Here is a 25,288-nt window from a genome sequence, read left to right on the forward strand (position 1 = left end):
TTCGCATAACTGGCCCACTTTGTAGTTATCGAATTTGCCATCTCACTCGCTTGTCTACTACAAGCCTATATGCGCCCTCGTGTTATCGCCCCTAAATGCTTAAAATGGCGCATATTCACAGGGAGATACCAATGACTGACTACCACAATGCCAGCACCGAACAATGGCTTCAATGGGACAAGGATCATATCTGGCATCCCTACTCATCAATGCTAAAGCCCGCAAAAATGGTACCGGTAGTCTCCGCAAAAGGTGTCAGACTCACACTGGCAGATGGCAAGGAGCTCATTGACGGGATGTCATCTTGGTGGTCTGCCATCCACGGCTACAACCACCCCAAGCTCAATGCCGCAGCCAATGCGCAGCTAGGCGACATGTCCCATGTCATGTTTGGCGGCATTACCCACCCCGCCGCCGCCGCACTGGGTAAACGTCTGGTAGACCTTACGCCTGCGGAATTAACAAAAGTATTTATCTCAGATTCTGGTTCGGTTGCCGTAGAAGTCGCCATAAAGATGGCCCTGCAATATTGGTATTCCATCGGCAATCAAAACAAAACCCGCCTGCTGGCCCTGCGCAACGGCTATCACGGCGACACCTTTGGTGCGATGGCCACCTGCGACCCCGTCACCGGCATGCATCATTTATTTACTAAAGTATTACCCTCGCATTTATTCGCCGACGCCCCTCGCACCGTGTTTGGCGAATCAGCGAGCGATGATGACTTGGCGCAAATCACTCGGCTCCTTGAACAGCACCACAGTGAGCTAGCTGCAGTCATCGTCGAACCGATAGTGCAAGGCGCTGGCGGCATGCGCTTTTACAGCGGCGACTACCTTCGCAAACTGCGCGCGCTCTGCGACAAATTCGATGTATTGTTGATCCACGACGAAATCGCAACCGGCTTTGGTCGCACCGGAAAATTATTCGCCTGCGAACATGCCGATATCAGCCCCGACATCATGTGTGTTGGCAAAGCCCTCACTGGCGGCTATCTGTCTTTAGCGGCAACCCTGTGCAGTGACCGCATTGCCGATGGCATTTGTAATGGCGAAGCTGGGGTATTTATGCACGGCCCTACGTTTATGGGAAACCCCCTTGCCTGTAGCATCGCCAATGCCAGCATCGACTTGCTACTAGCAGATGATTGGCAAAGCAATATTCAAAGAATTGAGCGCATACTGAAGAAGGAACTCGCGGCAGCGACGTCACTACAATCCGTTATTGAGGTTCGCTGCCTTGGCGCAATCGGGGTAATTGAACTAAAAGATAATGTCGACATGGCCAGTATACAAGCGCGCTTTATTGCCAAGGGCATTTGGATGCGCCCCTTTGGCAAACTGGTTTACACCATGCCTCCTTACATTATTAGCGACGACGATCTCGTGTATCTCTGCCAACAGATTGTGGCGGCGGTTGCAGAAGAGGAATAGCCTTACATGGCACAAACAAGCTTGAAAGCAACGCTCCACAAAATCATATTCGGCACCGAAGCTGGTGCCGGCAGAAATTTTGATATTTTTCTTATCGTCATTATTCTGAGCAGTGTCGCGGCCCTGTTTATCGATTCAGTCGCCACCGTACACCAGCGATATGGCGACTATCTCTTTGCGGCGGAAGTACTATTTACCGTGTTATTCACGCTGGAGTATATCGCCCGGATTTATTGTTCCCCCAATCGCCGCGCCTATATTTTTAGCTTTTATGGACTGGTCGACCTGCTCGCCACCATTCCAACCTATCTGTCTATATTTATACCCGGCGCTCAACATCTATTAGTAATACGTATATTTAGGGTACTGCGCGTATTCAGGGTATTTAAATTATTTCATTATATGAGCGAAGCGAATGTCCTCATTCGCTCATTAGTTTCTTCGCGAAGAAAAATATCCGTATTTTTGGTTTCAGTACTTACTCTGATCGTAGTCTTTGGGGCATTAATGTACCTAATTGAAGGCCCTCAAAACGGCTTCACAAGCCTGCCCCGCAGCATGTACTGGGCCATTGTAACGGTCACCACAGTCGGCTATGGCGACATCACCCCACGCACCCCTCTAGGACAATTTATTGCCGCAATGGCAATGATTACCAGCTACGCCATTATCGCAATACCCACAGGCATACTCAGCGCAGAACTAATTCAAGAGAGCCAACGTAGCATCAACAACAAACAATGTGACAGCTGCAAAAAATTCGGACATGAAAAAGAATCAAAGTATTGTCGCCACTGCGGAGAAAAGCTTCCGCCGCCGCTTTTATAGAAACCATAAAAAGGCCAGCCGCGAATATGAGGGGAATGTCACGACTGGCTGAGGGAAACTACAGCTCGCAGCTAATCACCTTAGCGCAAAGCTTTAAATCTAAAAGTAAACACGAAAAATCTGACTTATTAAGCACCCTGCTTAATAAGTCAGGCTTGCTCGCTAAAACACAAATCTAGCACCTAACTTCACGGTATCCATATCGCCTTCCCAATTTGTGGCAGGTGCAGGCAAATTGGAGTCTTCTAGATCCACTTTATAGCGATCATATTCCAGCGCGACAACAAAATGCTCGCTTACCTTGATATCGGCACCTACACCAACAAAAGGTTCGTCGCCATCATAACTCCGTTTCAAGCCTGCCACATTCACGTCGGCATCCCAAAATAGCTGTCCTGCTTTTGCGTATATCCCTAACTGCTCCGTCAAAGGTATACGACCAATCACCGCAAGGCCGTAGCCATCTATGTCAGCTTTTCCGACATCACCGCCAAACGACCCGAAGTCAATATAGCTCGCCTCAAAACCTAAATACTGATTTACCTGTGCGCCGATTATTGCTTCTTTAAAGTCATCATCTTCATCAAAATCACCACCACGATCCTTATAGCCACCGTAGTTCGCACCAATATAGGCATGTGGGCCCTCGGTGGGATTTGCAAATACCGTTGACGCTCCAGTTGCTGTACCAAACAACACCGCCGCCAGCGCTAAACCTGTTGAGTTAATTCTTCGCATAATAATTTCCTCTATAAATTTTGAGCTAAATAAAATCTAAGATACGCGGGCCATAGGCCCGCAACACCCAAATACTATTCAGCTTCTTCTTCATGATTTTGAATTGACTGATGACGAACCATATACTCGTCACGGCTAACCGCACCATCGGAATTAGCATCTATTGTTGTAAAATATTGACTAAGCGCCTTTTCAGACTTCGCTTCTTTTTCATCTAATGCTCCGTCTCCGTTTTGATCTAGTGCGGTAAAGATCGCGCTACTGGCATCATTTGTACCTTGCATGCCGCCTTGGGTTTGAGTGCCTAAGCCGGTACTACCCATACCACTTCCCTGTTGAGTGTCTTGCTGGACGTTTGTATTTACGCCCCCTTGTGATGAACCCACGCCAGTGTCCTGAACCGCACCAGACATAGGTGCTGCAAAACAAAATGAACTCAAAGCTACACCTGCAAAAACTGCTGCTATCTTTTTCATTGTGTTCTCCTTAATTATTGCCAATCCCAAAATAAGAATTGAAATAATTGCTGATTGAATAAACGCTAAATTGACACCGCAAATTGCGCGCCTTTCGCACAAGCTCTTTGACGTCGTGTCATCTTAGTACCAGCAACTGCCGTGCCAAAATTATTTACCCTTTAAATACAACAACTTATGTTATTCACCAGAACTTATTGACTATTACCGAGGTCAAACCGTTGGCATTTGGCAACAGAATCAGAAAAATTAATATTTTAAATAATTATTTCAACAACTTAGCTAGTTGTAATTTGGCAACACAGGTACATTAACAATGACAAAACACGGTGAATCCCATCCTTATTAGCAAGAAACTTAGCCTAACTCAGCAATGGATAGGCACAACACTACTATCTATGCTGCCGCTAATTATCGCGATAACGTATGCCGTGTGGGAGATGAGTTCGCAAGCTCGCGCCCAGCAACGCTTGGTCATGGACCAAGCTCAAATTTCACATCTAAGTGTTTCGAGTCAAGAATTAAGCAAGGAAATTGAACGCGCAGCGCGCCAGTACCAGCTCTTAAAAGATCCTAGCCTGCTAGAAATTTTACAAATAAAACAACATCAGCTCTTAGAAGGTCTCAGTAAAATAAAAACTCGATTGCCCGAGTTTGAGAATGACGAAGTCGTGAGCACCATAGCGGCCATTAGTAATAGTATTCACGACACATCCCGCGCCAATGAAGCAACACAAGCGCAAGACTTAGAATTGCTTTATACAAAATTAAAAAAGAACAACAGTGATCTTAGCGCCAAATTAACCGATTCTATTCAGACCTCGCTGGCACATGCTGAACAGGAATTAAATAATGTTTTATGGCGAGTGCTTATCACCGGTTTGCTTGCCCTACCAGCAAGCCTATTTCTGCTCGGTGCGAGTTCACTCATTGTTAGCAAGTCTATACGCAGACTATCGCTCGCCATCCACCACCTTGGAGAACGGCGCTGGGACAAGGAAATAAGCATTGACGGCCCCTCAGATTTAATTGAACTCGGTCATCGGCTTGAGTGGATGCGCCACCAGTTACTCACAGCCGAGCAGCAAAAATCACAATTTACCCAACACATCACCCATGAACTTAAAAGCCCGCTGGCGGCCATAATGGACGCACAGGCGCTACTTGCCGATCAAATCCCCGGCAGTATCAATGATCAGCAAAAAGCGGTACTAAGCATTCTGCGAACACAGGCAGAGAACCTACAAGAATTAATTCAGCAGTTACTCAATTTCAACACTATCTCTCACGGTGTAGATGCTCATAAGGATCAAATTGATCTGCACTTTTTATGTCAGAAATTAATTACTCGCTACCGAAGTTTCTTACCCGAAGCCGCCATTCAAATTAGCTATAAAGACAAGGCCGATACCGTAGTAGGAAACAATCAACTCGTCGAAATGATTTTGAGCAACCTATTGTCAAACGCCATCCACTTCAGTCACAGCGGAGGCAATGTGAGGGTGCACTGGGGCTATTGCAATATCGACAAGCACGGACGAGCAATCAATATATCTGATGATGTGGCATCAAGCGCTTGCAGTCATTGGTGGCTACAGGTTGGCGACGATGGCCCAGGAATAGCAGTAGAAGAGCAAGAGGCAATATTCCGCCCCTTCTATCAAGGAAAAAATAAGCGCCACGGCTCCTTAAAAGGTAGCGGTATAGGGCTTGCTATCGTAAAGGCCTGCGCCAAACAGGCAAAGGCCTCTTTAATCTTAAACTCTAGAGAAGGTGAAGGCACTGAATTTACTCTGTGCTTTCCAAAACAATGATGAGCAATATGAAACTAGCATTCCTACTAATTATTATTCCCGCATTAAGCGCTTGTTCGGCAATGAGCAATGTCACAGAAAGCTCACCCCTACAGGGCGTTGAACAAGCATCACTTAACTCAACTAGCGATACGAGTATCAGTAAGCTGATCAGCCCAACAAGCGATCCAATAATTGCTTTGCTAACTAAACGGCAAGCCTGGTGTCTGTTACCTGAGGCAGAGCGTTTGCAAATCGATGCTGTATTACGCAATCAACTTGGTAACGCCAGTATTCTCCAACGCTTAATGTTAACGAGCTGTGCACCAGCGCAATATACCAAGCAAAGCCAAAGGCTAATTAAGTCGGTTGACACCTCCCTATTAAGCGAAGCTGAGCGATCTTTACTCATGCTTATTGATGCCAATAATCGAGACATACTCCACAGCCAGCAAGAGCGCGACAATATCCACTCAAAACTTCGCCACACGATAGACGGTATCAGTGATATTGAAACGCAAATTAATGGCGACGCTACACCGCAAACGGAAGGCAAGCAATGAATACACCGAGCCGAATTAGAATATTACTCGTAGACGACGACCCTGGGGTTTTACAACTACTTTCAATGCGTTTAGAAGCATTAAACTTCGACGTGATATGTGCTGACGGTGGTGAGGCCGCCCTCACAAAACTACAAACTGAAAGCGCCAATATTGTCATTTCAGATTTACGCATGGACGGTATGGACGGCATTGAACTGTTTGAAAAAATTCAGCATCGTTATCCTAGTATTCCAGTTATTGTGCTTACTGCGCACGGTTCCATAAAAGAAGCCGTCAGCGCCACCCAGAAAGGTGTGTTTAGCTTTTTAACCAAACCCGTAGATAAAGATGAATTGCTCAGCAGTATCCAGCAAGCATTAAATCTAAGCTCTCATAGCCTCAAGGACCAGTCTAGTAGCGATAACATCATTACCTGCAGTGCGAATATGCAACAGCTACTAGAGCAAACCAAACTACTCGCTAAAAGCGATATCAACATCATGATTCGTGGCGAAAGCGGCACCGGTAAGGAACTGCTAGCAAGTGCGCTACAAAGTTTAAGCACCCGCGCCGAGCAGCCTCATATCGCCATAAATTGCAGCGCCATTCCTGCAGAATTATTAGAGTCTGAATTATTTGGCCATGTTAAGGGTTCTTTTACAGGGGCGAATCGCGACAAACAAGGCCTATTTTCCAGCGCTGACGGCGGCACTGTTTTTCTTGATGAAATCGGTGATATGCCCGCGCCTTTACAGGTCAAATTGCTCCGAGTTTTGCAGGAACAAAAAATACGACCAGTGGGAAGTAACGAGGATATTAATATAAATGTTCGAGTGCTTTCCGCCACTCATCAGCACTTAGAAGATGCCATTAGCGAAGGACGCTTCCGCGAAGACTTATACTACCGGCTAAACGTTGCCTCATTAAGCCTACCTGCACTACGCGAGCGCCGTGCTGACATTCCATTATTAGCCAAGTATTTTTTAGACAATATTGCTCAGCGCAACAACGGCTCAACCAAAAAGTTTTCGCCGGCGGCGCTACATGCACTCATGTCTTACGACTGGCCCGGCAATATCCGGCAGCTCAGCAACATAGTTGAGCAACTTGCAGCACTAGCTCCGGCAGCGATCATTGGCGAAGCGCAAGTCATTGCCGCCCTCCCTCAATCAACGCTTCAGACACAGGAAATGCCACCCCTAGCTGAGGCCCGCAAGAATTTTGAACGCGAATATCTAGAACAAATTTTGCTGCAAACTCAGGGCAACGTAACGGACGCTGCACGACAAGCTGGTAGAAACCGTTCAGACTTTCATAAGCTGATTAAAAAACACCAGCTCAATCCAGACATACTTCGACATGCTAAAAAGGCCAGCAAGCTATAAAGAACTGCGCGCACTTTTGGGTATCGTAAAAGCAGCAATTACTGCCAACGGAAATTATTATGGGTAAGCTATTCGAATGCACTTAACGGCTATCGATATTCCATCTTAGCCGCCAACTTGGTATATAAGCTTGGGAAAAAGCGTTTTATTGTCGGTGCCATGCCGCTAATTCCTTGCCCAATCACGACCTCGTCCTTTCCCTTGCTCATAGCCTTAATGATCTGTCGCACACACTCGTCCACCGACATACCATTGATGATAGAATCATCATTTGTTTGCTGTGCCTCTCCCTCAGCATTTAAGGCATTGATGGCGATATTGGTTTGAATTGACCCTGGACACACGGTAAGGCAAGCAACATCATATTCCGCCAGTTCAGCCCGCAAACAATCCATAAAACCAACCACTGCGTATTTCGAACCAGAATAGCCGGTACGTAATTTTGATCCTATTTTGCCTGCCACGCTGCTAACACTAACGACAAGACCAGAACGACGAGCCACCATAGCCGGCACCACTGCCTTTGTTAGCGCTACCGTACCCAAATAATTAACATCCATTAAACGGCGATATACATCAAAATCTGTATCAAGAAATAAAGATCGCTGGGATATCCCCCCGTTGTTAATAAGCACATCAACTGAGCCAATTTCTTTCAAATATGCCTCGGCAGCGGGAATGAGTTTATCAATATCAGCCAAGTCCAACGGTGCCACCCAATGCCGAGAGGCACCACCGGGTAATTGGCTAACAATCTCGTCCAAGACATCACGTCGCCTTGCAGATAGCACAATACGAGCGCCCAAATCGGCTAGTTGGCGAGTAAGCTCTAAGCCAATCCCCGAACTGGCGCCGGTAATCCAAATCACTTTATCTTTATACATGTTTCACCATCCCAGTCATTCGGTTTACAAGGCCATCATCGCATCATGGAAATTACTTTTTGCGGCTCGGCAACGTACCCATCGTTTTACAAATAATACTGAGCATCACTTCATCGGCACCACCGCCAATCGAGGTTATTCGAGTATCCCGATAGGCTCGGGCGATGGGGTTATCCCACATATAACCCATACCGCCCCAGTATTGCATACAGCTGTCGGTGACTTCGCGGAGCAAGCGCCCTGCTTTTAGCTTAGCCATCGACGCCTTGCGAGTAACATCCGTGCCTTTGATATAGCCTTCTACAGCGTCGAAGGTAAGCGCGCGCAAGGCTTCCACTTCGGTTTGCAACTCTGCTAAACGAAAATGCACTACTTGATTATCTAATACTGATTGGCCGAATATCTTCCGTTCACGCGTGTAGTCAATGGTCTTGTTAATACAGTCTTCCATCGCCTTTAAGCTACCCGCCGCCGCGAATAAGCGCTCTTCTTGAAACTGCAGCATTTGATAGATAAAGCCATGACCTTCTTCGCCGATGAGGTTGCGCTGAGGTACGCGAACATTGTCGAAAAATACCTGCGCGGTGTCTGATGATCGCATCCCTAATTTATCTAGCTTCTCTGAGAAGGAAATACCGGGGGTATTGGTTGGGACAACAATCAGGGATTTATTCAGGTGTGGCTTGTCATCACTGGTATTCGCCAGCAGGCATAAATAATCTGCCTGGGTAGAGTTGGTGATCCACATTTTAGAACCGTTGATCACATAGTCGTCACCATCTTTTTTGGCTGTTGTTTTGATTGCGGCCACATCTGAACCCGCATGCGGTTCGCTTACCGCGATAGAAAATACCGCTTCGCCGGTAATTGCCGGCACCAAAAATTCCTTGCGTAATTCGTCACTGCCAAAACGCGCCAAGGCCGGCGTGGCCATATCGGTTTGTACACCAATGCCCATTGATACACCGCCTGTTGCGATGCGGCCCAGCTCCTCAGAAAACACAATCTGGTAGCTGTAATCTAAACCCATGCCACCATATTCAATCGGTTTACAGATACCGAGCAGGCCGAGGTCGCCCATTTTTTTAAACAGCTCATGGGCGGGAAAAATGCCGTCCGCCTCCCACTTGTCTGCGTAGGGGTTAATTTCGCTATCAATGAATTTTGCAGTGGTTAGCCGAATGGCCTCGTGTTCTTCCGTAAGAATCATGTATTACTCCGTAAAGTGTATTTATTATGTAAGACCTTATGCGAATAGATCTGGAATATTTTCGAAAGGATAAGGTGTTGGCGAAAACAAGGAATTTTCTTTACCTATTGGCTCTACTTTTTGAAAGGCAGCCCGCGCCGTCATACGCTTAAAGTAATCCAGCACCTGCGGCTCATAAAACTGAGACAGACCTAAGCCATCACCAAGATACAACGCGTAGGCAATGGCAATATCTGCAACCGTAAAGCGGTCATCACATAAGAACTCTCGATCTGCTATGTGCGCATTCAAACGTTTTAGACGCGCCAAGAACCATTTGTAGTAGTCTTCAACGACCTGTGGTTGACGACGCTCCATTGGCTCTAATTGGGAGTAGCGCAGGACCAGTGTTTGCGGAAACGTCAGCGTGGCATCGCTATGGAATAGCCAATTCAGATAGTCACCGTATTCTGGATGATCCGCCTTTAAACCAAAGTCATAGCGCTGGTAGCGTTCAACCAAATACAAACCGATGGCCGAAGACTCTGTCATGTGAGTGTCGCCATCAACAAAGTATGGCACGGTGCCGAGCGGGTTTACGTCTAAAAATTCACGTTGAAACATGCGAGGCGGAAATGCCAGCACTTCAAGCTCATAATCTACGCCCATTTCTTCAAGTGCCCACAGAGCACGGAGGGAACGCGCGGTATAGCAATGCCAAAGTTTAGGCGAAGTCATATTAAGTCCTATTACAACTGATATTGGCGCGCGGCAAGATCGCGCATGATTTCTTCTGAGCCACCACCGATGGCATTAACCCGAACTTCACGATAAAAACGCTCAACTCGATTGCCTCGCAGATAGCTCGCGCCACCTAAAATTTGGCTGGCCTCGCGGGCGCAATATTCCATGGTTTCGCTGGCCTGTACTTTCGCCATAGCTAAATCACCGGGGTCGCAGCGGCCGTCGATATAGGCCTGCGTTAAATACTGAAGATAGGTTTGGGTCGCGTTTATTTTCTGTTTCATGGTGGCAATTTTATGGCGAATGACTTGGTGATCGGCCAAGCGTTTACCAAAGGTTTTACGTTGCTGTGCCCACTCAACAGCGTCTTCTAAACAGGCTCGCGCTGCGGCTTCCATTGTTACCGCCAAGCTTAGACGTTCTGGGTTAAAGTTAGTCATAATCACCCAAAAACCTTGCCCTTCTTCACCAAGTAAATTCTCGGCTGGCACCCGCACATTATCAAAGTAAATGGTGCCGGTATCCGCACACCACCAACCCTGTTTACGGTCTAGCGGCGTTCTGGCAACGCCGGCTAAATCAGTCGGAATCAATAGCATCGACACACCACGGCCACCCTCTCCGCCGGTACGCACGGCGGTAGACACCCAATCAGCGTTCATCACCCCAGAGATAAAGGTTTTGCTCCCGCTCACAATATAGTAGTCGCCGTCGCGCACAGCGGTGGTTGTAATATTAGCCACATCTGAACCACCAGAAGGCTCTGTAATACCCAGCGATATACGTTTCTCGCCGGCCAATACCGACGGCGCCACCATTTGCTTTAATGCCTCGCTGCCATAGTTGATCACTGGCGGCAGACCAATCCCGTGTATGAGTAAATTGCTTATTAAGCCCCCCGCCGAACCAGCGCGGGTGAACTCCTCATTGGTGATATTGATATGCCACTGATCAATGCCCTCTGATATACCGCCATAGGCCTCTGGATAGCCCATTTGCATCACGCCGATATCCGCGGCTTTACGCCACAATTCCTCGGGTATTTTGCCTGCCTCTTCCCAATCATCCAGAAATGGCACCACTTCTTTCTCTAGCCATTTGCGAAGCTGCGTCCGCCATTCTTCATGCTCTGGCCGCAAGTGGGGATTGAACAGACGCGCACTATCGAAGTTAAGAGACATTGCCGATACCTACTTTCAAGTAATTACTATCAGCTTAGTCTAAAGCTACAAATAATTATGGCTTGGGCATTGGTGCCAGCAATTAGGGAATTGGTGCCAAGGGAGGAATTACTTTTTACGAAAATCTCGAGGTGACAAGCCATACCAGCCACGAAATGCGGCGGAAAACGAGCTTTGATCCATATACCCCAATAAAAACGCAATGTCAGTGATACTCAAACGCTCGTCACCCAAGTATTGCTGGGCAAGCTCGGCGCGCAGCTCTTGAAGCACCTGCAAGAATTGCGTGCCCTGCTCAGACAAGCGGCGCTGCAAGGTACGACGGGAAATATTTAAAGCGGCAGCGGCTTTATCTACGCCCATTTCGCCGCTAGGTAGCAAGCGTAATAGCGTTTTGCGCAGGGCCATAATGAATTCGCTACTGTCACTATTTTCTACAAATAAATGACGAATGGGCTGCGCCAATACCTGCCCCCAATCAGCGTCTAAACCGATGAGTAAATAATCCAGACAGGCAAGATCAAAATACAAGCTACTCACCGGCTGATCGAACAACAAATTTTCGCCAAACTGCTGGGTTAGCAGGCTTATATCCTGCGGCTTTGCGTAAGTAAAATGTGCTGCTCGCACGGGTATTGGCCTTACACAAACTGAATTCACAATGGCTGCCGCGACACCGAGGGACGAGTCCGACAAATAGCGCTGCGCTGCGCTTTCCGGTGCCAAGGGCTGCCAGTCCAGACACAAAAACTGCGCCTCACGACGCACTTTCACTTCGCCAATATCGCCCACAATCCTAAGTACACTTGGCATCACATTAAGATATTCTCGGAAGGTACGACACGCCGAACAGGCGTAAAGCTGTAGATTCAGGCGACTGATATAGTCTATGCGCCCAACATACAGGCCAATATCGGGTGTTTTAGTGTACTGCGCCACACGCTCATAAAGATCCAACAACGTCGCGACGGGATAGCGCCTGTCGCCGTCAATGACGTCTGCGGGCTCAACCCCCATATCACACATCAGACGCGAAATATCGGCACCCAAGGTTTCTGCAGCCTGTAATAACGTACTCATCGCCGAGCTATTTACAGAGCGCAATGCCAGCTCGGCAGTCCCTGCAGACATTGGCTTATGTGATGACTTATCTAACAACATTATTTTTATTAATCACCGTCTACACGTTAAAGGTGGGGCTAAATACGCCACTGCGCTCATCTATCAAATTCATAGGAATCAAGCCTTGCGCGCCACTGTAATGTTAAGCATGCTAACATCGCAGACGCTTGCCGCGCTCGCTATTGCGCAGCATTAGACTCGTAAAATAACAAGACTAGGGCATAAATGCATGAAAGCCTTTGAGTTCCATACTACGAAATCCATTACCGTTGAACGTGGCGCCGCCGCTCATTTGGCTGAGCGCCTTAGCGGTTTGGACTACAAATCAGTCATGATTGTTACCGATTCCGGCGTACTTGAAACAGGTCTATTACAGCCGACCTTAAGCAACTTTGCTGAACTCGGCATTGCCGTATCGGTCTTTTCCGATGTCGTCGCAGACCCGCCAGAGGTGGTAATCCAACAGGGTATTTACGCAGCACAGCAGCAACAAGTTGATTGTATTATTGGCTTTGGAGGCGGTAGCTCAATGGATGCCGCCAAGCTAATCGCTCTATTGTGCCGCAGCGAGCAAAAGCTCAGCAATGTCTACGGTGTCAATGCGGCAACGGGACAGCGCCTCCCCTTGGTACTTATTCCCACTACGGCGGGAACCGGCTCAGAAGTTACCGCTATCGCCATTGTCACCACCGGCGAAAATGAGAAAAAAGGCGTGGTATCGCCGCTGCTACTCCCCGACCTAGCTCTGCTTGATGCAGAGCTAACTTTGGGCCTACCAAGTCATGTCACCGCAGCAACCGGTATAGACGCGATGGTGCACGCTATTGAAGCCTTCACCAGTAAGCGCTTAAAAAACCCAATATCCGACAGCCTTGCCAAAGATGCCCTGCGCTTACTGGCGGCCAATATTCATACCGCCTGCCAGCATGGCGAAAACATTCAGGCTAGAGAGAACATGCTACTCGGCTCCTGTCTAGCGGGTATGGCCTTCGCCAACGCGCCTGTTGGCGGTGTTCATGCACTGGCCTACCCTGTTGGTGCACGCTTTCACGTCCCCCACGGCTTATCAAACTCCTTGATGTTAGATGCCGTACTGCGTTTTAACCTGCGCGACGCTGAGCATCTTTATGCAGAATTAGCCGACGTGGTATTCCCCGCCGCCGTAGGTACACCGCAAACCCGCGCCGCCTCGCTACTCAACTATCTAAAAGATTTACCCAAAGAATTGGGTATTGCCGAATCACTGCGTGAAGTCGGCATTAGCGAGCATGACATTCCATTGCTTGCCGAAGACGCTATGAAGCAGACCCGCCTGCTCATAAATAATCCAAGAGAAATTCACTTAAGCGATGCCATTGCACTCTATAAGGAGGCTCTGTGAGCGAAAACACACCGATTCCTACTCGGGCAGAATTCAAGCACTTTTCAAATATTCAAACCCGCTGGCACGACAACGACGTGTATCAACACGTAAACAACGTGGTGTATTATTCCTTCTTTGATACCGCAGTAAACCAGCATTTGATTAACAGCGGCGTACTCGATATTGCCAACAGCCCTGCCATCGGTTTAGTAATAGAAACCCAGTGCCGCTATTTTTCCGCCGTCAGTTTTCCCGACCTAGTCACCGTCGGTATTAGAGTAGAGCATCTCGGTAATAGTAGTGTTCGCTACCAGACCGCGCTGTTTCGTAACGATGAGCAAACAGCATCAGCGGTGGGCAATTTTGTGCATGTATACGTCGATCGCAAAACCAACCGGCCAGTCAGCATTCCTGACAATGTAAGAGCCGTATTAAGTCCGCTTATGTCTCAAGAGTAACCGTGACTAAAGCTAAATAGGAGTAACTATGTCAGACGGATTAAAGAGCTTAATTGAACTCCTCACCCTCGAAAAAATTGATGAAAACATATATCGCGGCCAATCCGAAGCAACCGATTGGGGCCGAGTTTACGGCGGCCAAGTGATCGCTCAAGCATTATCTGCGGCGGCGCAACAGGTCGATCCCGAACGCCATATCCACTCATTTCACAGCTATTTTTTAAGACCAGGCAACCCGGATTACCCTATTATTTTTGAGGTAGAAAGTAATCTCGACGCCGGTACTATTTCAAATCGCCGAGTGAAAGCCGTGCAGCGCGGGCAAACCATTTTCTTCATGACCAGTTCATTCCAACTGAATATCGACAGCTACGACCACCAGAGCGCAATGCCTGTGGTACCGCCGCCAGATGATCTACCCCAAGAATTGGAATTACGCGAAGAGGATCTACGTTTTGCACCAGAAGAATGGCTGCCAAAGTTTAACGCCGTGCGCGCCATTGATTTTCGTGCGGTAAATTACTACGACCTAAAAAAACCCTACAAAGGCCCGGCCACCAAACAAATTTGGATGCGGCCCTTTGGTGGCTTGCCAGACAATCCCTGCATTCATAACTACATGCTCGCCTACGCCTCAGACTTTTTCTTTTTAGCGACTGCTAGCCAGCCTCATGAGGTCTCGTTTTTAACCGAAGACATGCGCATGGCCACCATTGACCACAGCATGTGGTTCCATCGCCCCTTCGACTTCAATGACTGGCTGCTCTACGACATGGACAGCCCGAGCGCCTCCAATGGCCGTGGTTTTGTACGCGGAAAAATATACGACCGCGCTGGCCGACTGGTAGCCAGCAGCGCCCAAGAAGGCATTATGAGGAAAAAACGAGGAAGCTAGCTTCGCGAAGTTAGCGGCTAGGTTAGACTGCCATTCTCATATAGATAATGGCAGGCCTTTTGACCGCCTTCGTACTTAACAATATCACTAACCTCTAAACTGCTTAAAATCAGGCTTACGTTTTTCCATAATCGCAACCACGGCTTCAATATTTTCTGGCGTTCCCGCTAGGCGAGACATGCCTTCGGTTTCGCCGCCCATTGCAGAGTGAATTGCCGCGCGATGGACATTACGCATTAATTTTTTAGTTTCGACCAAGGAAGGAATTGGCCATTGGGCAATCTCCCGCGCCTTTTCCATTGCCTTATCTAAAAGCACATCATCGTCAAAACTGGCAGTCGCAATCCCTAGTTCAACAGCCTTATCTGCATTGATCCATTCCGAGGTATACATCAGCTCTGCGGCTTTACGTGCACCGATGATTACTTGTAACTGGTAGCTACTGCCCCACTCCGGCACCAAACCCAGTGCAGTAAAAGGAAAGCGTAAACGCAGGCTATCGCCAACGTAAACAACATCTGTATGAAGCAATAAGGTCGCACCACCGCCAACGGCGACACCCCGTGCTGCACTAACCACCGGCTTATCAAAATCTACCAAGGCCTTGGCCGACACAGCAAAGGGATGCTCACCTTCGGTCTCAGAGAAGTCGTTAAGATCAACGCCGGATGAAAAATCGAAACCCGCACCGGTAATGACCACGCAGGCAACCAGTGGATTATCACTTGCGGCAACAAGGGCATCTTTAAACGCCAACCATTGTTCATTACTAAAGGCATTTTTTTTATGCGGCCTATTTAGCGTTAGCAATAATACGCCGTCATCATCAAGTTGCTGTAATACCGTGTCGCTCATATTCTTCTCATTTTTTATTCATTTTATGGGGAGCAGGCCTGCCCTAATAAATTCTTTAACTATAAAACCTGACTGTGTCTGCAAGGTCCGCGCGATCGGTACGGCAAGTATTCACCGCGCTTGAGGTATCTTCCCGACCGAAGGAAATGCCAAATAATAATTTATTCGCCGGATTAATATTTAGCTCCTGTCTGACCAAATCACAATTGAAGCCAAGTGCCGTTTGCGGGCAACTCGCCAGGCCATGTGCGCTAATACTCAGCATCAATGTTTGCGCGTACATACCAAGATCAGCCGCTTCACGAAGCCCAAAGGGTTCTGGTAAGAATAAAAACGCCACATGGGGTGCACCGAAAAATTCGTAGTTCTTCATGAATTGTTCGTTGCGGGCGGCTTTATTGTCGCGGGTAATACCCATGGCATCGTATAAATCGGCAGCGGCCTTGTATTGACGCTCTTTATACACACCGGCATATTTTCCGTCGTAAGGAAAATCCATTGTCCATTCACCGGCACTAAATGCAGGTGGAATTTTACTGCGAAGATTTTCAATACTTGCGCCGCTCGCCACCGCCACTTGCCAAGGCTGGGTATTGCAGTTTGAGGGCGCGCGTTGCGCAAGTGCAAAAATAGACTCTAATTCAGCCTGAGCAACAGGCTCGGCCAGAAATGCACGGACTGAACGTCGCGTGTTCACAATGTCACTAAATACCTTTAAAGATTCACTCATTAACGCCATCCACTTGTTTAACAACGCCGGCGCTTAACAGCCGGTCTATATGATCAGCACCTAAGCCTAACTGGTTCAGTATAGCTATTGTATTTGCACCTTCGGCTACCGGGGAGTGCTGAATCTCACCGGGCGTGCGTGAGAAACGCGGCGCAGGTGCAGATTGTAAAACATTATCGCGGCGAACAAGGTTTTTCCTAAAGGCGTTATGCGGATAATCGGCAGCCTCCTCCATATCCAGCACCGGAGCTGCGCAGGCATCACTACCCTCAAACAACACAGCCCATTCGTCCCGGCTTTTTTCTAAAAACCGCGCCGCCATTTGTGCACGACGTGAAGGCCATTGAGCCTTATCCATCTGCGAGAAATAATCGCTGCCGCCAAGGTCTATTTCTAAAATTGCGAGTAGTTGCGCATAAAACTGGGGTTCTATTGCGCCAACCGACATTGAACGACCATCTTTGCATAAATAGCTTCTATAAAATGGCGCACCGCCATCTAGCATATTTTGCTCGCGTTCAAGGTCCCAGAATTGGATGCCCCTCAGGCCGTGAATGGTACTGAGTAGTGAGGTAGTGCCATCGCAAATCGCGGCATCGACTACCTGCCCAACACCCGAATGTTTGCGCTCTAACAACGCCGCCAAGACCCCCAACAATAAAAACATGGAACCGCCGCCCAAATCGCCAATTACATTCAAGGGCGTTGGCGGTGCTTCGCCTGCAGTGCCAAAGCTGCCTAATAAGCCGGTAATAGCAATGTAATTAAGATCGTGCCCTGCACGCTTGGCCATCGGGCCATCTTGTCCCCAGCCCGTCATTCGCCCGTAAACCAATGCCGGATTACGCTTAGCGCAGTCGTCTGGCCCCAAGCCTAACTTTTCCATTACACCGGGGCGAAAGCATTCAATCAATACGTCAGCGGATTCCAATAACTGTAAAACAAGCTTAACGCCGTCGGGCTGTTTTAAGTCGACAGCAATGGATTTGCGACCACGGGCGGTAATGTCACCGGGGTGCCCGCCTAAGCCGCCGCCAGAGGTGCGATCAATGCGAATAACTTCTGCGCCAAGGTCTGACAGCAGCATACAGGCATACGGCGCGGGGCCAATGCCCGCCATTTCTATAATACGCAAACCAGTTAATGGGCCAGACATTGATGTTCTCGCTTTATAGACGGAGATTTGCAGGAAGATATGCGACGCAGCAGTGACTCAATATTTTGAGCCACCGCTATATGGGGGAATAAGCTATTCGCCGGTAAATACCGCAGGACGTTTTTCTTTAAAGGCACGCATGCCTTCTTTGGCATCTTTAGAGCCAAACACTGGGCCAGCTAATTCATCTGACTTTTGCATTGCCTCATCTTCGGCCAAATGCTCGGTATGCTCACGTAGCGAACGCACCACGGCTTTAATCGCAATCGGGCCATTGGCACAAATTTTCTCGGCCAATTTCTTAGCTTCGTTTAAGGTTTCACCTTTTGGCACAACTCGGTTAATAAGACCAAATTCCAATGCCTGCTGGGCAGACACATGCTCACCCAACAATAAAATCTCGGCAGCCAAGCAGTAAGGAATTTGCTTACGTAAACGAATAGTAGAACCCGACATGGGATACAAACCACGCGCCACTTCGGTTACACCAAAGATGGCGTCTTCTGCGGCAACACGAATATCCGTGCCCTGTAGAATTTCAGTACCACCTGCTAGCGCGTAACCTTCAACAGCAAGCAGCAAAGGCTTGCAGGGACGATTTTCACGTAGCAAGGCCTGCCAGTGAATATTGGGAACCGTACCCATTAAATCCATAAATTCTTGGGTGGTACCTTGGTCCCCATCGGGGCCGACTTTTAAATCCATACCGGCGCAAAAGGTATCGCCATTGGCGGTGAGAATCGCACAATAAAGATTGTCGTCTTCATCCAATAAACGCCATGCTTTATACAAGCCCAACAACATTTCGGGATTAAACGCGTTCTTAGCTTCAGGCCTATTAAGGGTGACGATCAATACATGACCTTCCTGCTCAACGATGCAGGTTTTGGTACTGATGGCTAACTCGGTTGCCATGATATTAACTCCATTAATTTATTATTAAGCGACTGCGCCCTTGCCACTCTCTGCAAACGCTTTAGCGGTTTTGTAGTCTGGTTTGCCGCTTGGGGCGCGAGGCAGCTCGTCTATTAAATGAATTTCCCGTGGCACTTTGTAGCCGGCAATATGCTTTCGGCAATGCTCTTGAATATTCTCTAAACTTAATTGAATACCTTTGCGGGCTTGGATAATTGCACTGACACGACTACCCCAGCGCTCATCTGCAACACCAACCACCAGCGCATCAAATATACCGTCGTGGGCTTTAAGAGCATCTTCCACTTCTTCTGGGAAGATTTTTTCGCCGCCACTGTTTATACAATTTGAGCCGCGCCCAAATACCGTGATCGACCCGTCATCTTCAATTTTGGCCGCGTCGCCGGTAAGCAACCACGTTTTACCATCGACTTTAATAAAGGTTTTATCAGTTTTCACCGGATCGTTGTAGTAACCATTGGGGATATAACCGGCACGAGCAAAAATACCCGTTTCGCCAAGCTCAGCATGACGACGTGGCTCGCCCTCAACGTCGATAATCACGTCCATATAATCTGTGCGACTCACATTACCAAGGCCAGACGCCGTTTTTTTACTGCCGTTATCCATCCCCATTTGGCCGCCTTCCGACGAGCCAAAGCTATTGGTGATAAACACATTGGGGAAGTGCTTTTTAAAGGCTTCTTGTTTTGCGTCTGAGAAAATAGCGCCGCCGGAACCGACGTTAAAAACGGGCGTTAAATCCCAGCGATCAGGGTTTTCTGCCAAGGCATCTAGCAAAGGAATCGCCATGGCGTCGCCAACAATCTGTACCGCATTCACTTTCTCATCGGCAACAATCTGCCAAACGGCTTCGCCATCGAAAGAACGTTTGTGATTTAGGATTAAGGCATTGCCCGCCAACAATTGAATACAGGCATACCACCACGACGCACCGTGCATCAGCGGCGCCAGCGCAATACCGCGCAAAGGATGTTCAGTTACTCGGCTTGCCATGTCTTCTGGCTTTTCGCAGGCGCCAAGGGGCGAGAAATGCCCGCCGCCGCCCATTGCGGCAAAAAACACATTTTTATGCGGCCACATCACGCCTTTGGGCATACCTGTGGTGCCGCCAGTGTAAAGAATGAAGTAATCGTCCCCTGAGCGCTCGCCAAAATCGCGGGCTTTATTCTGGGTTTGCTGCACGGTGTGATAGTCCACCGCGTCGATTGTAGACAAGGCGTAATCACTGTCGTCAGCAACTGAAACACACAGTTTCAGGGTTTTAGCGGCACTGCGAACCTCGGCAATCGCGGGTATAAATTCGCGATGATGAATACAGGCAACCATATCCGCATTATCAAAAATATAGAGCAACTCATCTTTCACATAGCGGTAGTTAACATTGATGGGCACCGCGCGAATTTTGAAGCACGCGAGCATCGCTTCCAGATATTCGTTGCAGTTATACATATACAGGCCGACGTGATCGCCGGCTTTGACACCATTAGCCGCAAGATAATGTGCCATTTGATTCGCGCCAGCGTCCAACTCAGCATAGCTACAGCGGCTTGCTCCACAAACCAGTGCCTCGCGCTCCGGCACTTTGTCAGCAACGGCTTCAAACAAATCAGCGAGGTTAAAATGCATAGCCATATTCTCAATCCCTTATTATTTTCTGTGCGATGTTCGCAAATTATTCTGAGAAACATTCAAGCCTCTCGCCCCAATAGCACCGGCAGCAAGAGTATAAATGACTCATAAATATAGCAACCGCCACCGAGCGCCACCATCCTCCCAAAAGACGAGAGCAGCACGGCGGCAACAAGGTAGCGGTTTAGCGAATTACGCTTTCTCTGAACTCACTACCCACATCGAGAAGAACTGCGCGCCGCCACCGTAGGCATGGCCTAAGGCCGTTTTAGCCCCATCCACTTGATGTCCGCCCGCTTCACCACGCACCTGCTGGGCGGCTTCGGCAAAGCGAATCATGCCGGATGCACCTATCGGGTTAGACGACAATACACCACCGGAGCAATTCCACGGTATATCTCCACCCTCAATTAATGAGGTAGAGCCGTCCATGGTTAACTCCCAGCCCTTACCTTTTTCGGCAAAGCCAAGATTTTCTAACCACATTGGCTCATACCACGAGAACGGCACATAGACTTCGGCACAGTCCAAATCTTTACGCGGATTATGAATACCCGCTTGCGCATACACATCTTTGGCGCAGTCGATACCGGCCTGTGGGCTAACTTGCTCACGACCCGCGTACATGGTCGGCTCTGAGCGCATGGCAGTACCACGAATCCATGCCGGTTTACGTGGTGACTTTGTTGCCAACTCCTCATTGGCAATAATCATCGCACACGCACCATCTGAAGAAGGGCAGGCTTCCAAGAAACGCAGCGGCTCCCACAGCATGGGACTATCTTCCACTTCTTTCATGGTAATTTCTGGCAGCTGCAAATGCGCTAAGGGATTCTTTGCACCGTGCAAACGATCTTTCACCGCAACTTTAATACCTGCATCGTAAGGCGCATTTGAGCGACGCATATATTCGCGAATAATCGGTGCAAAATAACCACCGGCACCGGCATTCAAATGCGGCGAAAACGGCTGTGGATTAGACAAGGCCCACATTGCGTTAGACTCTGACTGCTTCTCATAAGACACCGTCAAAATACGTTTAAACACGCCGCTTTGCACGTAACTTGCCGCCACGATGGCGGTAGAACCACCCACCGATCCCGCCGTGTGTACACGCAACATTGGCTTGCCATTACAGCCTAAGGCATCAGTCAAATATAGCTCGGGCATAATCACGCCCTCAAACATATCCGGCGCCTTGCCGATAATGACCGCGTCTATGTCATTCCACGTTAAGCCTGCATCTTCAAGGGCGTTTACCGCCGCTTCCCGTACCATTCCCGCAATAGAAACGTCTTTGCGCTTGGTTTTATATTTTGTTTGGCCTACGCCAACAACCGCAGCTAACTGAGCCATTATTTCGCCTCCAGTACGGTAACTAGATTTTGTTGCAAGCACGGACCTGATGTCGCGTGGGCAACCCCGCGTGTTATTTCGCCGCGAATAATTCGCATGGCGACTTCTCCAATACGCGACAAGCCCGATGCCATCATGACGTTACCCGCCAACACGCCACCAGAGGGATTAATGACGGTGTCATCGCCCAAACCCAGAGCCTTTTTAAGAATAATTTCTTGATGACTAAAGGGCGCGTACAGCTCAGCAACATCAACCTTGCCATTTTTTACGCCAACGGCTTCACCGGCAATTTCAGTCGATACTGAGCGGCTTAAATCACGCGAGCCGATGTGATGGGTTTCGATACGGTGATCAATGCCTTTAATAATGGCGTAGGGCTTGCCCCACTCCTCTGCTTTTTCAATGGTGCAAATAATCATGGCGCAAGCACCATCTGAAATGGGGCAGCAGTCATGTAGACGCAAGGGAGAAACATAGGTCGCTTCTTTTAATAAATCAGCGGCGGTCTGATCACCTTTTAACTGCGCATGGGGATTAGCCAACGCATTATTTCTTGAGCGCGCCACCACCTCGGCCATATCGGCTTCAGTGATTTCACCTGAATCCAGCATTGTTCTCGCCTGCATCGCCGCAAAAGCGATGGTGTCTACCCACAGCGGCGCGAGGTAATACGGATCAAGTTGCTGAGACAGCACTATCGGTAGCTCACCCGGAGAAGATTTGCCGAAACCGTACAACAATGCTGACTCAGCATGCCCCATTTGGATTTTCAGCCACGCTTCGTAAAGCGCCCACGCTGCATCCATTTCTACATGTGATTCTTTAATCGGCGGCACAGCGCCTAGAGCATCCACACCGGCAACAAAAGCAAAGGCCGCACCTTGCTGGTAGTCACAGCTACCAGAACAGGTAAAATCAACGTCCTGCGCGCTTTTGATTCCGGTTTGTTTAAACACTTCGGTTAACACCGGCATAATCAATTCGACTTCATTTTGCGCACCAGCATCCCGCTGGCAATTCGATTGCGCAAAGGCAACTATCGCAACATCACGCATTTTATCGGCCCTCATCTATTAATTTGCCAATTTGATCCACCGGTACATCCGGCTCATCTATGGGCTTAAAGTACTGAATATTTTCCATGGCGTAGCCCCACTCTTCTTCGGGCTTCCACAGTGCTTCTACGCGCATACCGATGCGCACATCCTCGTTCTTACATTCGCTGAGCAAATGTAAGAAACTCAGGTTCGCGCCATCTAATACCAAGTTGGCGATAACGTAAGGCGGCTTAATCGGGTTACCTGGAATGGGGATGTAAACGATAGTGAAAGATTCAACTGTGGCCTTATTACCCAAGGTCACTTCTTCTTCGGTTGGCACACCGCAGGCCGCGCAAGAACCGCGTGGTGGAATATAGACATTGCGGCAATTAGGGCAGCGCTGACCAACCAACTTGCCTTTTTTCATTGACTGTAAATAGCGCGCTGTCGCTTTACCAGCGGTGAAGTTATAGGTCAGGTAGATTGGCGCTTCCATGCCAGTAATCTGCTCATCAGACGCCGCAGGCTTTAGCTCGCCCAGCAGCGCGGCAGCCTCTGGCACAAAGCCATTAATGTCGCTCATCAAGCCCTTGGTCTCTTCAGCCCAACGCACTTTGACGCGCATGCCTGTACTCATGGCCGCCTCGTCACCCGCGTCGATCCAATGCAGCATGGGAGTGTCTGCGCCGTCGAGTAGTATCATCGCCCACGCAAACGGCTTATCGCTTGGATGAGCTTTGCGGGGCTGCTTAACCCAGCACCACGTCTTTACGACGCCGCAGTCGGCTACATCGACAAACTCGCTCAATGCCGCAGCACTGACCGGATCGAATTCCACCGGCGGCATCAGCACCTTGCCATCGCTGGCTTTAATGCCAACCATTTTACGTGCCCGCAGCGAGGTCAAAAACTGCCCCACAATAGGCCCCGTAGACCGCGTATAGGTATAGCCCAGCGTAAAGGCTTGGCTAAGAATTTCAGCCGATGACGACATCAGGTCTCTCCTTCGTGTTTAAATTCGGTGGCAATACGCGCAACAAGCCCGCACTACTAACCCGCTTGCCAAGAAGTATCTCTGTGGGCCAGAAATCGAACAATGTCGCTGCTGATCAAGTAGATGACAAAAACGATCAGGGATTTTTAAGGAATGGTCGGATGTCGGAAGTCTTGCGTCGGACGATAGGAGCTTAGGTGGTAGGCTGAGAGCTTCGCGTAGGATGCTTGATGGGAGACGGGAAACGCAAAGCCCCCCTTCGAGCTAGTATTTCGTGCGGAATAACCCCTCGGGGCTTGCGTCAACCGCCTCCCGTCCAGCGTAAAGCCTTCGACGTCCGCCCAAAAAATCCGCTTCGCCCCTTCGTGCTTATTTGCTAAGGTAAGCGGCAAGCATCAAATTAGAGTAATAATGAAAACACCATATCAGCATCCCAACCCCGCCATTCGCTACACCCTGTTTGTTATCGGCTGGATTTCCTTTGTCTTAGGGATGATCGGTTTGTTATTGCCAGTGGTGCCAACAACCCCATTTTTATTACTCAGCGCAGCCTGCTTTTTACGCAGCTCGCCGCGCTTTTATGTATGGCTGACAGAACACCGCTGGTGGGGGAAGTACATTCGCTACTATCTGAACGGCCAAGGGATTCCGCGACGGATAAAAATTCTTATTATTGCAATGCTATGGATCACCATTCTGACCAGCTCGCTTCTTATCGTAAAAATCCACTGGCTGAGCGTGATGATGATTTCAGTTGCGGCAATAATGAGTTTTTATATTATGCGACAGCCTGAGCCATCTGCCGACGAGCCTATAACAACTGACGCAGAGAAGACGACAATAAGCCCTAAAGAAAATCAGTAGCATTAAACTTTATTTGCGCACTTGCACATCAACTTAATCGCTACGCTCGCAGGGATAAAAACAGACCCAGTAGGCGGCGGATACGATCTGCGCTGAGCTCATTACGTAATAGAAACATGTAATGAACGCTCATCAACCACTCAAATAAGTCATCGTTAGTCAGGGCCGCACTCACCTCTCCCGATGCTCTCCCCATTTCAAATACTGGCTGCCAAATTCGCATGGCAATAGCCTTAAACGGTTTGCTGTCGTCTAATACCAAATCAGGCATCTGCAATGCCGTATTATTCGCCATAAGATCACTAAGTAATTTCGCCTTGCGCGATCGCTCGATCCCCCTGACGGAGCCCTCGACAATAGCCTCTGCAAAACTGCTGTAGCTCGCAATATAGGTCGCCTGATCATTAATGATGTCTTCAACCTCTTTGGCGATAAGAATCTCCATTAAGGCCTGGCGACTACCGTAAATTTTATACAACAATGGCCTGCTTACACCCGCCTCCTTCGCGATGTCTTCTAATCTTGTTCGACGAACGCCAAAGCGCTTAAAACACTTTGCCGCAACATTAAGTATCCGTTTTTGCAATTCGAGATCATTCACCGCACTGAGGCGGCTGTCGTTTAGCTGCTTACCTGCACCTGCATTTTTTATCTCTTTTGTAGCCATCACTTCTCTCAAAACACCCGC

General features: G+C 48.7%; 25 protein-coding genes. 9 read left to right on the plus strand and 16 right to left on the minus strand.

The window, feature by feature from the left end:
• The first annotated feature begins 131 nt into the window (after positions 1-131).
• Positions 132-1,433: an adenosylmethionine--8-amino-7-oxononanoate transaminase gene (gene bioA / locus GVJ32_RS01085; protein WP_159238206.1), complete on the plus strand. Its 1,302-nt coding sequence runs from the start codon at positions 132-134 to the stop codon at positions 1,431-1,433.
• A gap of 6 nt (positions 1,434-1,439) precedes the next feature.
• Positions 1,440-2,261: an ion transporter gene (locus GVJ32_RS01090; RefSeq protein WP_159238207.1), complete on the plus strand. Its 822-nt coding sequence runs from the start codon at positions 1,440-1,442 to the stop codon at positions 2,259-2,261.
• A 162-nt stretch (positions 2,262-2,423) separates the two neighbouring features.
• On the opposite strand, the gene GVJ32_RS01095 is transcribed toward GVJ32_RS01090, so the two are convergent.
• Together GVJ32_RS01095 and GVJ32_RS01100 are read right to left on the minus strand one after the other, a co-directional pair.
• Positions 2,424-2,999, minus strand: a complete 576-nt coding sequence (locus GVJ32_RS01095) for an outer membrane beta-barrel protein (RefSeq protein WP_159238208.1) — start codon at positions 2,997-2,999, stop codon at positions 2,424-2,426.
• A gap of 74 nt (positions 3,000-3,073) precedes the next feature.
• Positions 3,074-3,475 carry an EF-hand domain-containing protein gene (locus tag GVJ32_RS01100; protein ID WP_159238603.1) on the minus strand — a complete coding sequence of 134 codons (402 nt, stop codon included), beginning with the start codon at positions 3,473-3,475 and terminating at the stop codon, positions 3,074-3,076.
• Positions 3,476-3,804: 329 nt separating this feature from the next.
• Here GVJ32_RS01100 and GVJ32_RS01105 point away from each other — a divergent pair, with 329 nt between their 5' ends.
• From GVJ32_RS01105 to GVJ32_RS01115, 3 genes are read left to right on the plus strand one after another with little or no spacing between them, the layout of a single operon-like run.
• Positions 3,805-5,289 carry a sensor histidine kinase gene (locus GVJ32_RS01105; RefSeq protein WP_159238209.1) on the plus strand — a complete coding sequence of 495 codons (1,485 nt, stop codon included), beginning with the start codon at positions 3,805-3,807 and terminating at the stop codon, positions 5,287-5,289.
• Positions 5,290-5,297: 8 nt separating this feature from the next.
• Complete coding sequence (locus GVJ32_RS01110) at positions 5,298-5,831, plus strand: hypothetical protein (RefSeq protein WP_159238210.1); 534 nt, start codon at positions 5,298-5,300, stop codon at positions 5,829-5,831.
• On the plus strand, positions 5,828-7,198 hold the full coding sequence (locus tag GVJ32_RS01115) for a sigma 54-interacting transcriptional regulator (RefSeq protein ID WP_159238211.1): 1,371 nt from the start codon (positions 5,828-5,830) through the stop codon (positions 7,196-7,198). Before GVJ32_RS01110 ends, GVJ32_RS01115 begins: the two co-directional genes overlap by 4 nt.
• Positions 7,199-7,287: 89 nt before the next feature.
• On the opposite strand, the gene GVJ32_RS01120 is transcribed toward GVJ32_RS01115, so the two are convergent.
• From GVJ32_RS01120 to GVJ32_RS01140, 5 genes are all read right to left on the minus strand, one after another.
• The gene (locus GVJ32_RS01120; protein WP_159238212.1) at positions 7,288-8,082 is read right to left on the minus strand and encodes an SDR family oxidoreductase; all 795 of its coding nucleotides are present in this window, start codon (positions 8,080-8,082) and stop codon (positions 7,288-7,290) included.
• Between the two features lie 52 nt (positions 8,083-8,134).
• On the minus strand, positions 8,135-9,292 hold the full coding sequence (locus GVJ32_RS01125) for an acyl-CoA dehydrogenase family protein (protein WP_159238213.1): 1,158 nt from the start codon (positions 9,290-9,292) through the stop codon (positions 8,135-8,137).
• A 36-nt stretch (positions 9,293-9,328) separates the two neighbouring features.
• Positions 9,329-10,009 (minus strand): glutathione S-transferase family protein, encoded by a 681-nt coding sequence (locus tag GVJ32_RS01130; RefSeq protein WP_159238214.1) that lies wholly within the window; start codon positions 10,007-10,009, stop codon positions 9,329-9,331.
• Between the two features lie 11 nt (positions 10,010-10,020).
• Positions 10,021-11,196: an acyl-CoA dehydrogenase family protein gene (locus GVJ32_RS01135; RefSeq protein WP_159238215.1), complete on the minus strand. Its 1,176-nt coding sequence runs from the start codon at positions 11,194-11,196 to the stop codon at positions 10,021-10,023.
• 108 nt (positions 11,197-11,304) lie between these two features.
• Positions 11,305-12,357, minus strand: a complete 1,053-nt coding sequence (locus tag GVJ32_RS01140; protein WP_159238216.1) for an AraC family transcriptional regulator — start codon at positions 12,355-12,357, stop codon at positions 11,305-11,307.
• Positions 12,358-12,547: 190 nt separating this feature from the next.
• Here GVJ32_RS01140 and GVJ32_RS01145 point away from each other — a divergent pair, with 190 nt between their 5' ends.
• From GVJ32_RS01145 to GVJ32_RS01155, 3 genes are read left to right on the plus strand one after another with little or no spacing between them, the layout of a single operon-like run.
• Complete coding sequence (locus GVJ32_RS01145; RefSeq protein WP_159238217.1) at positions 12,548-13,699, plus strand: iron-containing alcohol dehydrogenase; 1,152 nt, start codon at positions 12,548-12,550, stop codon at positions 13,697-13,699.
• Positions 13,696-14,139: an acyl-CoA thioesterase gene (locus tag GVJ32_RS01150; protein ID WP_159238218.1), complete on the plus strand. Its 444-nt coding sequence runs from the start codon at positions 13,696-13,698 to the stop codon at positions 14,137-14,139. Before GVJ32_RS01145 ends, GVJ32_RS01150 begins: the two co-directional genes overlap by 4 nt.
• Positions 14,140-14,167: 28 nt before the next feature.
• A complete protein-coding gene (locus GVJ32_RS01155) occupies positions 14,168-15,034 on the plus strand; it encodes an acyl-CoA thioesterase (RefSeq protein WP_159238219.1) in 867 nt (288 codons plus the stop codon).
• Positions 15,035-15,121: 87 nt separating this feature from the next.
• Here GVJ32_RS01155 and GVJ32_RS01160 read toward each other — a convergent pair whose 3' ends face one another.
• The 8 genes from GVJ32_RS01160 to GVJ32_RS18260 all read right to left on the minus strand — a co-directional run bounded on the left by GVJ32_RS01160 (position 15,122) and on the right by GVJ32_RS18260 (position 23,736).
• A complete protein-coding gene (locus GVJ32_RS01160; protein WP_159238220.1) occupies positions 15,122-15,889 on the minus strand; it encodes an enoyl-CoA hydratase-related protein in 768 nt (255 codons plus the stop codon).
• A 55-nt stretch (positions 15,890-15,944) separates the two neighbouring features.
• Complete coding sequence (locus GVJ32_RS01165) at positions 15,945-16,619, minus strand: nitroreductase (protein WP_159238221.1); 675 nt, start codon at positions 16,617-16,619, stop codon at positions 15,945-15,947.
• Positions 16,612-17,775 carry a CaiB/BaiF CoA transferase family protein gene (locus tag GVJ32_RS01170; protein ID WP_159238222.1) on the minus strand — a complete coding sequence of 388 codons (1,164 nt, stop codon included), beginning with the start codon at positions 17,773-17,775 and terminating at the stop codon, positions 16,612-16,614. Before GVJ32_RS01170 ends, GVJ32_RS01165 begins: the two co-directional genes overlap by 8 nt.
• 93 nt (positions 17,776-17,868) lie before the next feature.
• Positions 17,869-18,690: a crotonase/enoyl-CoA hydratase family protein gene (locus GVJ32_RS01175; RefSeq protein WP_159238223.1), complete on the minus strand. Its 822-nt coding sequence runs from the start codon at positions 18,688-18,690 to the stop codon at positions 17,869-17,871.
• A 24-nt stretch (positions 18,691-18,714) separates the two neighbouring features.
• Positions 18,715-20,346, minus strand: a complete 1,632-nt coding sequence (locus GVJ32_RS01180) for an acyl-CoA synthetase (protein ID WP_235034995.1) — start codon at positions 20,344-20,346, stop codon at positions 18,715-18,717.
• Positions 20,347-20,535: 189 nt separating this feature from the next.
• Positions 20,536-21,699, minus strand: coding sequence for a thiolase domain-containing protein (locus GVJ32_RS01185; protein WP_159238224.1), 1,164 nt, complete (start codon positions 21,697-21,699; stop codon positions 20,536-20,538).
• Complete coding sequence (locus GVJ32_RS01190; RefSeq protein ID WP_235034996.1) at positions 21,699-22,772, minus strand: thiolase domain-containing protein; 1,074 nt, start codon at positions 22,770-22,772, stop codon at positions 21,699-21,701. The genes GVJ32_RS01185 and GVJ32_RS01190 overlap by 1 nt, the downstream gene beginning before the upstream one ends.
• The gene (locus GVJ32_RS18260) at positions 22,759-23,736 is read right to left on the minus strand and encodes a Zn-ribbon domain-containing OB-fold protein (RefSeq protein ID WP_159238225.1); all 978 of its coding nucleotides are present in this window, start codon (positions 23,734-23,736) and stop codon (positions 22,759-22,761) included. The genes GVJ32_RS01190 and GVJ32_RS18260 overlap by 14 nt, the downstream gene beginning before the upstream one ends.
• A 411-nt stretch (positions 23,737-24,147) precedes the next feature.
• On the opposite strand from GVJ32_RS18260, the gene GVJ32_RS01200 reads away from it, so the two are divergent.
• Positions 24,148-24,600 (plus strand): YbaN family protein, encoded by a 453-nt coding sequence (locus GVJ32_RS01200; RefSeq protein ID WP_159238226.1) that lies wholly within the window; start codon positions 24,148-24,150, stop codon positions 24,598-24,600.
• 40 nt (positions 24,601-24,640) lie between these two features.
• On the opposite strand, the gene GVJ32_RS01205 is transcribed toward GVJ32_RS01200, so the two are convergent.
• Complete coding sequence (locus GVJ32_RS01205) at positions 24,641-25,267, minus strand: TetR/AcrR family transcriptional regulator (protein WP_159238227.1); 627 nt, start codon at positions 25,265-25,267, stop codon at positions 24,641-24,643.
• Positions 25,268-25,288 lie beyond the last annotated feature (21 nt).

Source organism: Zhongshania aliphaticivorans (genome assembly GCF_902705855.1).
Classification (GTDB): Bacteria; Pseudomonadota; Gammaproteobacteria; order Pseudomonadales; family Spongiibacteraceae; genus Spongiibacter; species Spongiibacter aliphaticivorans_B.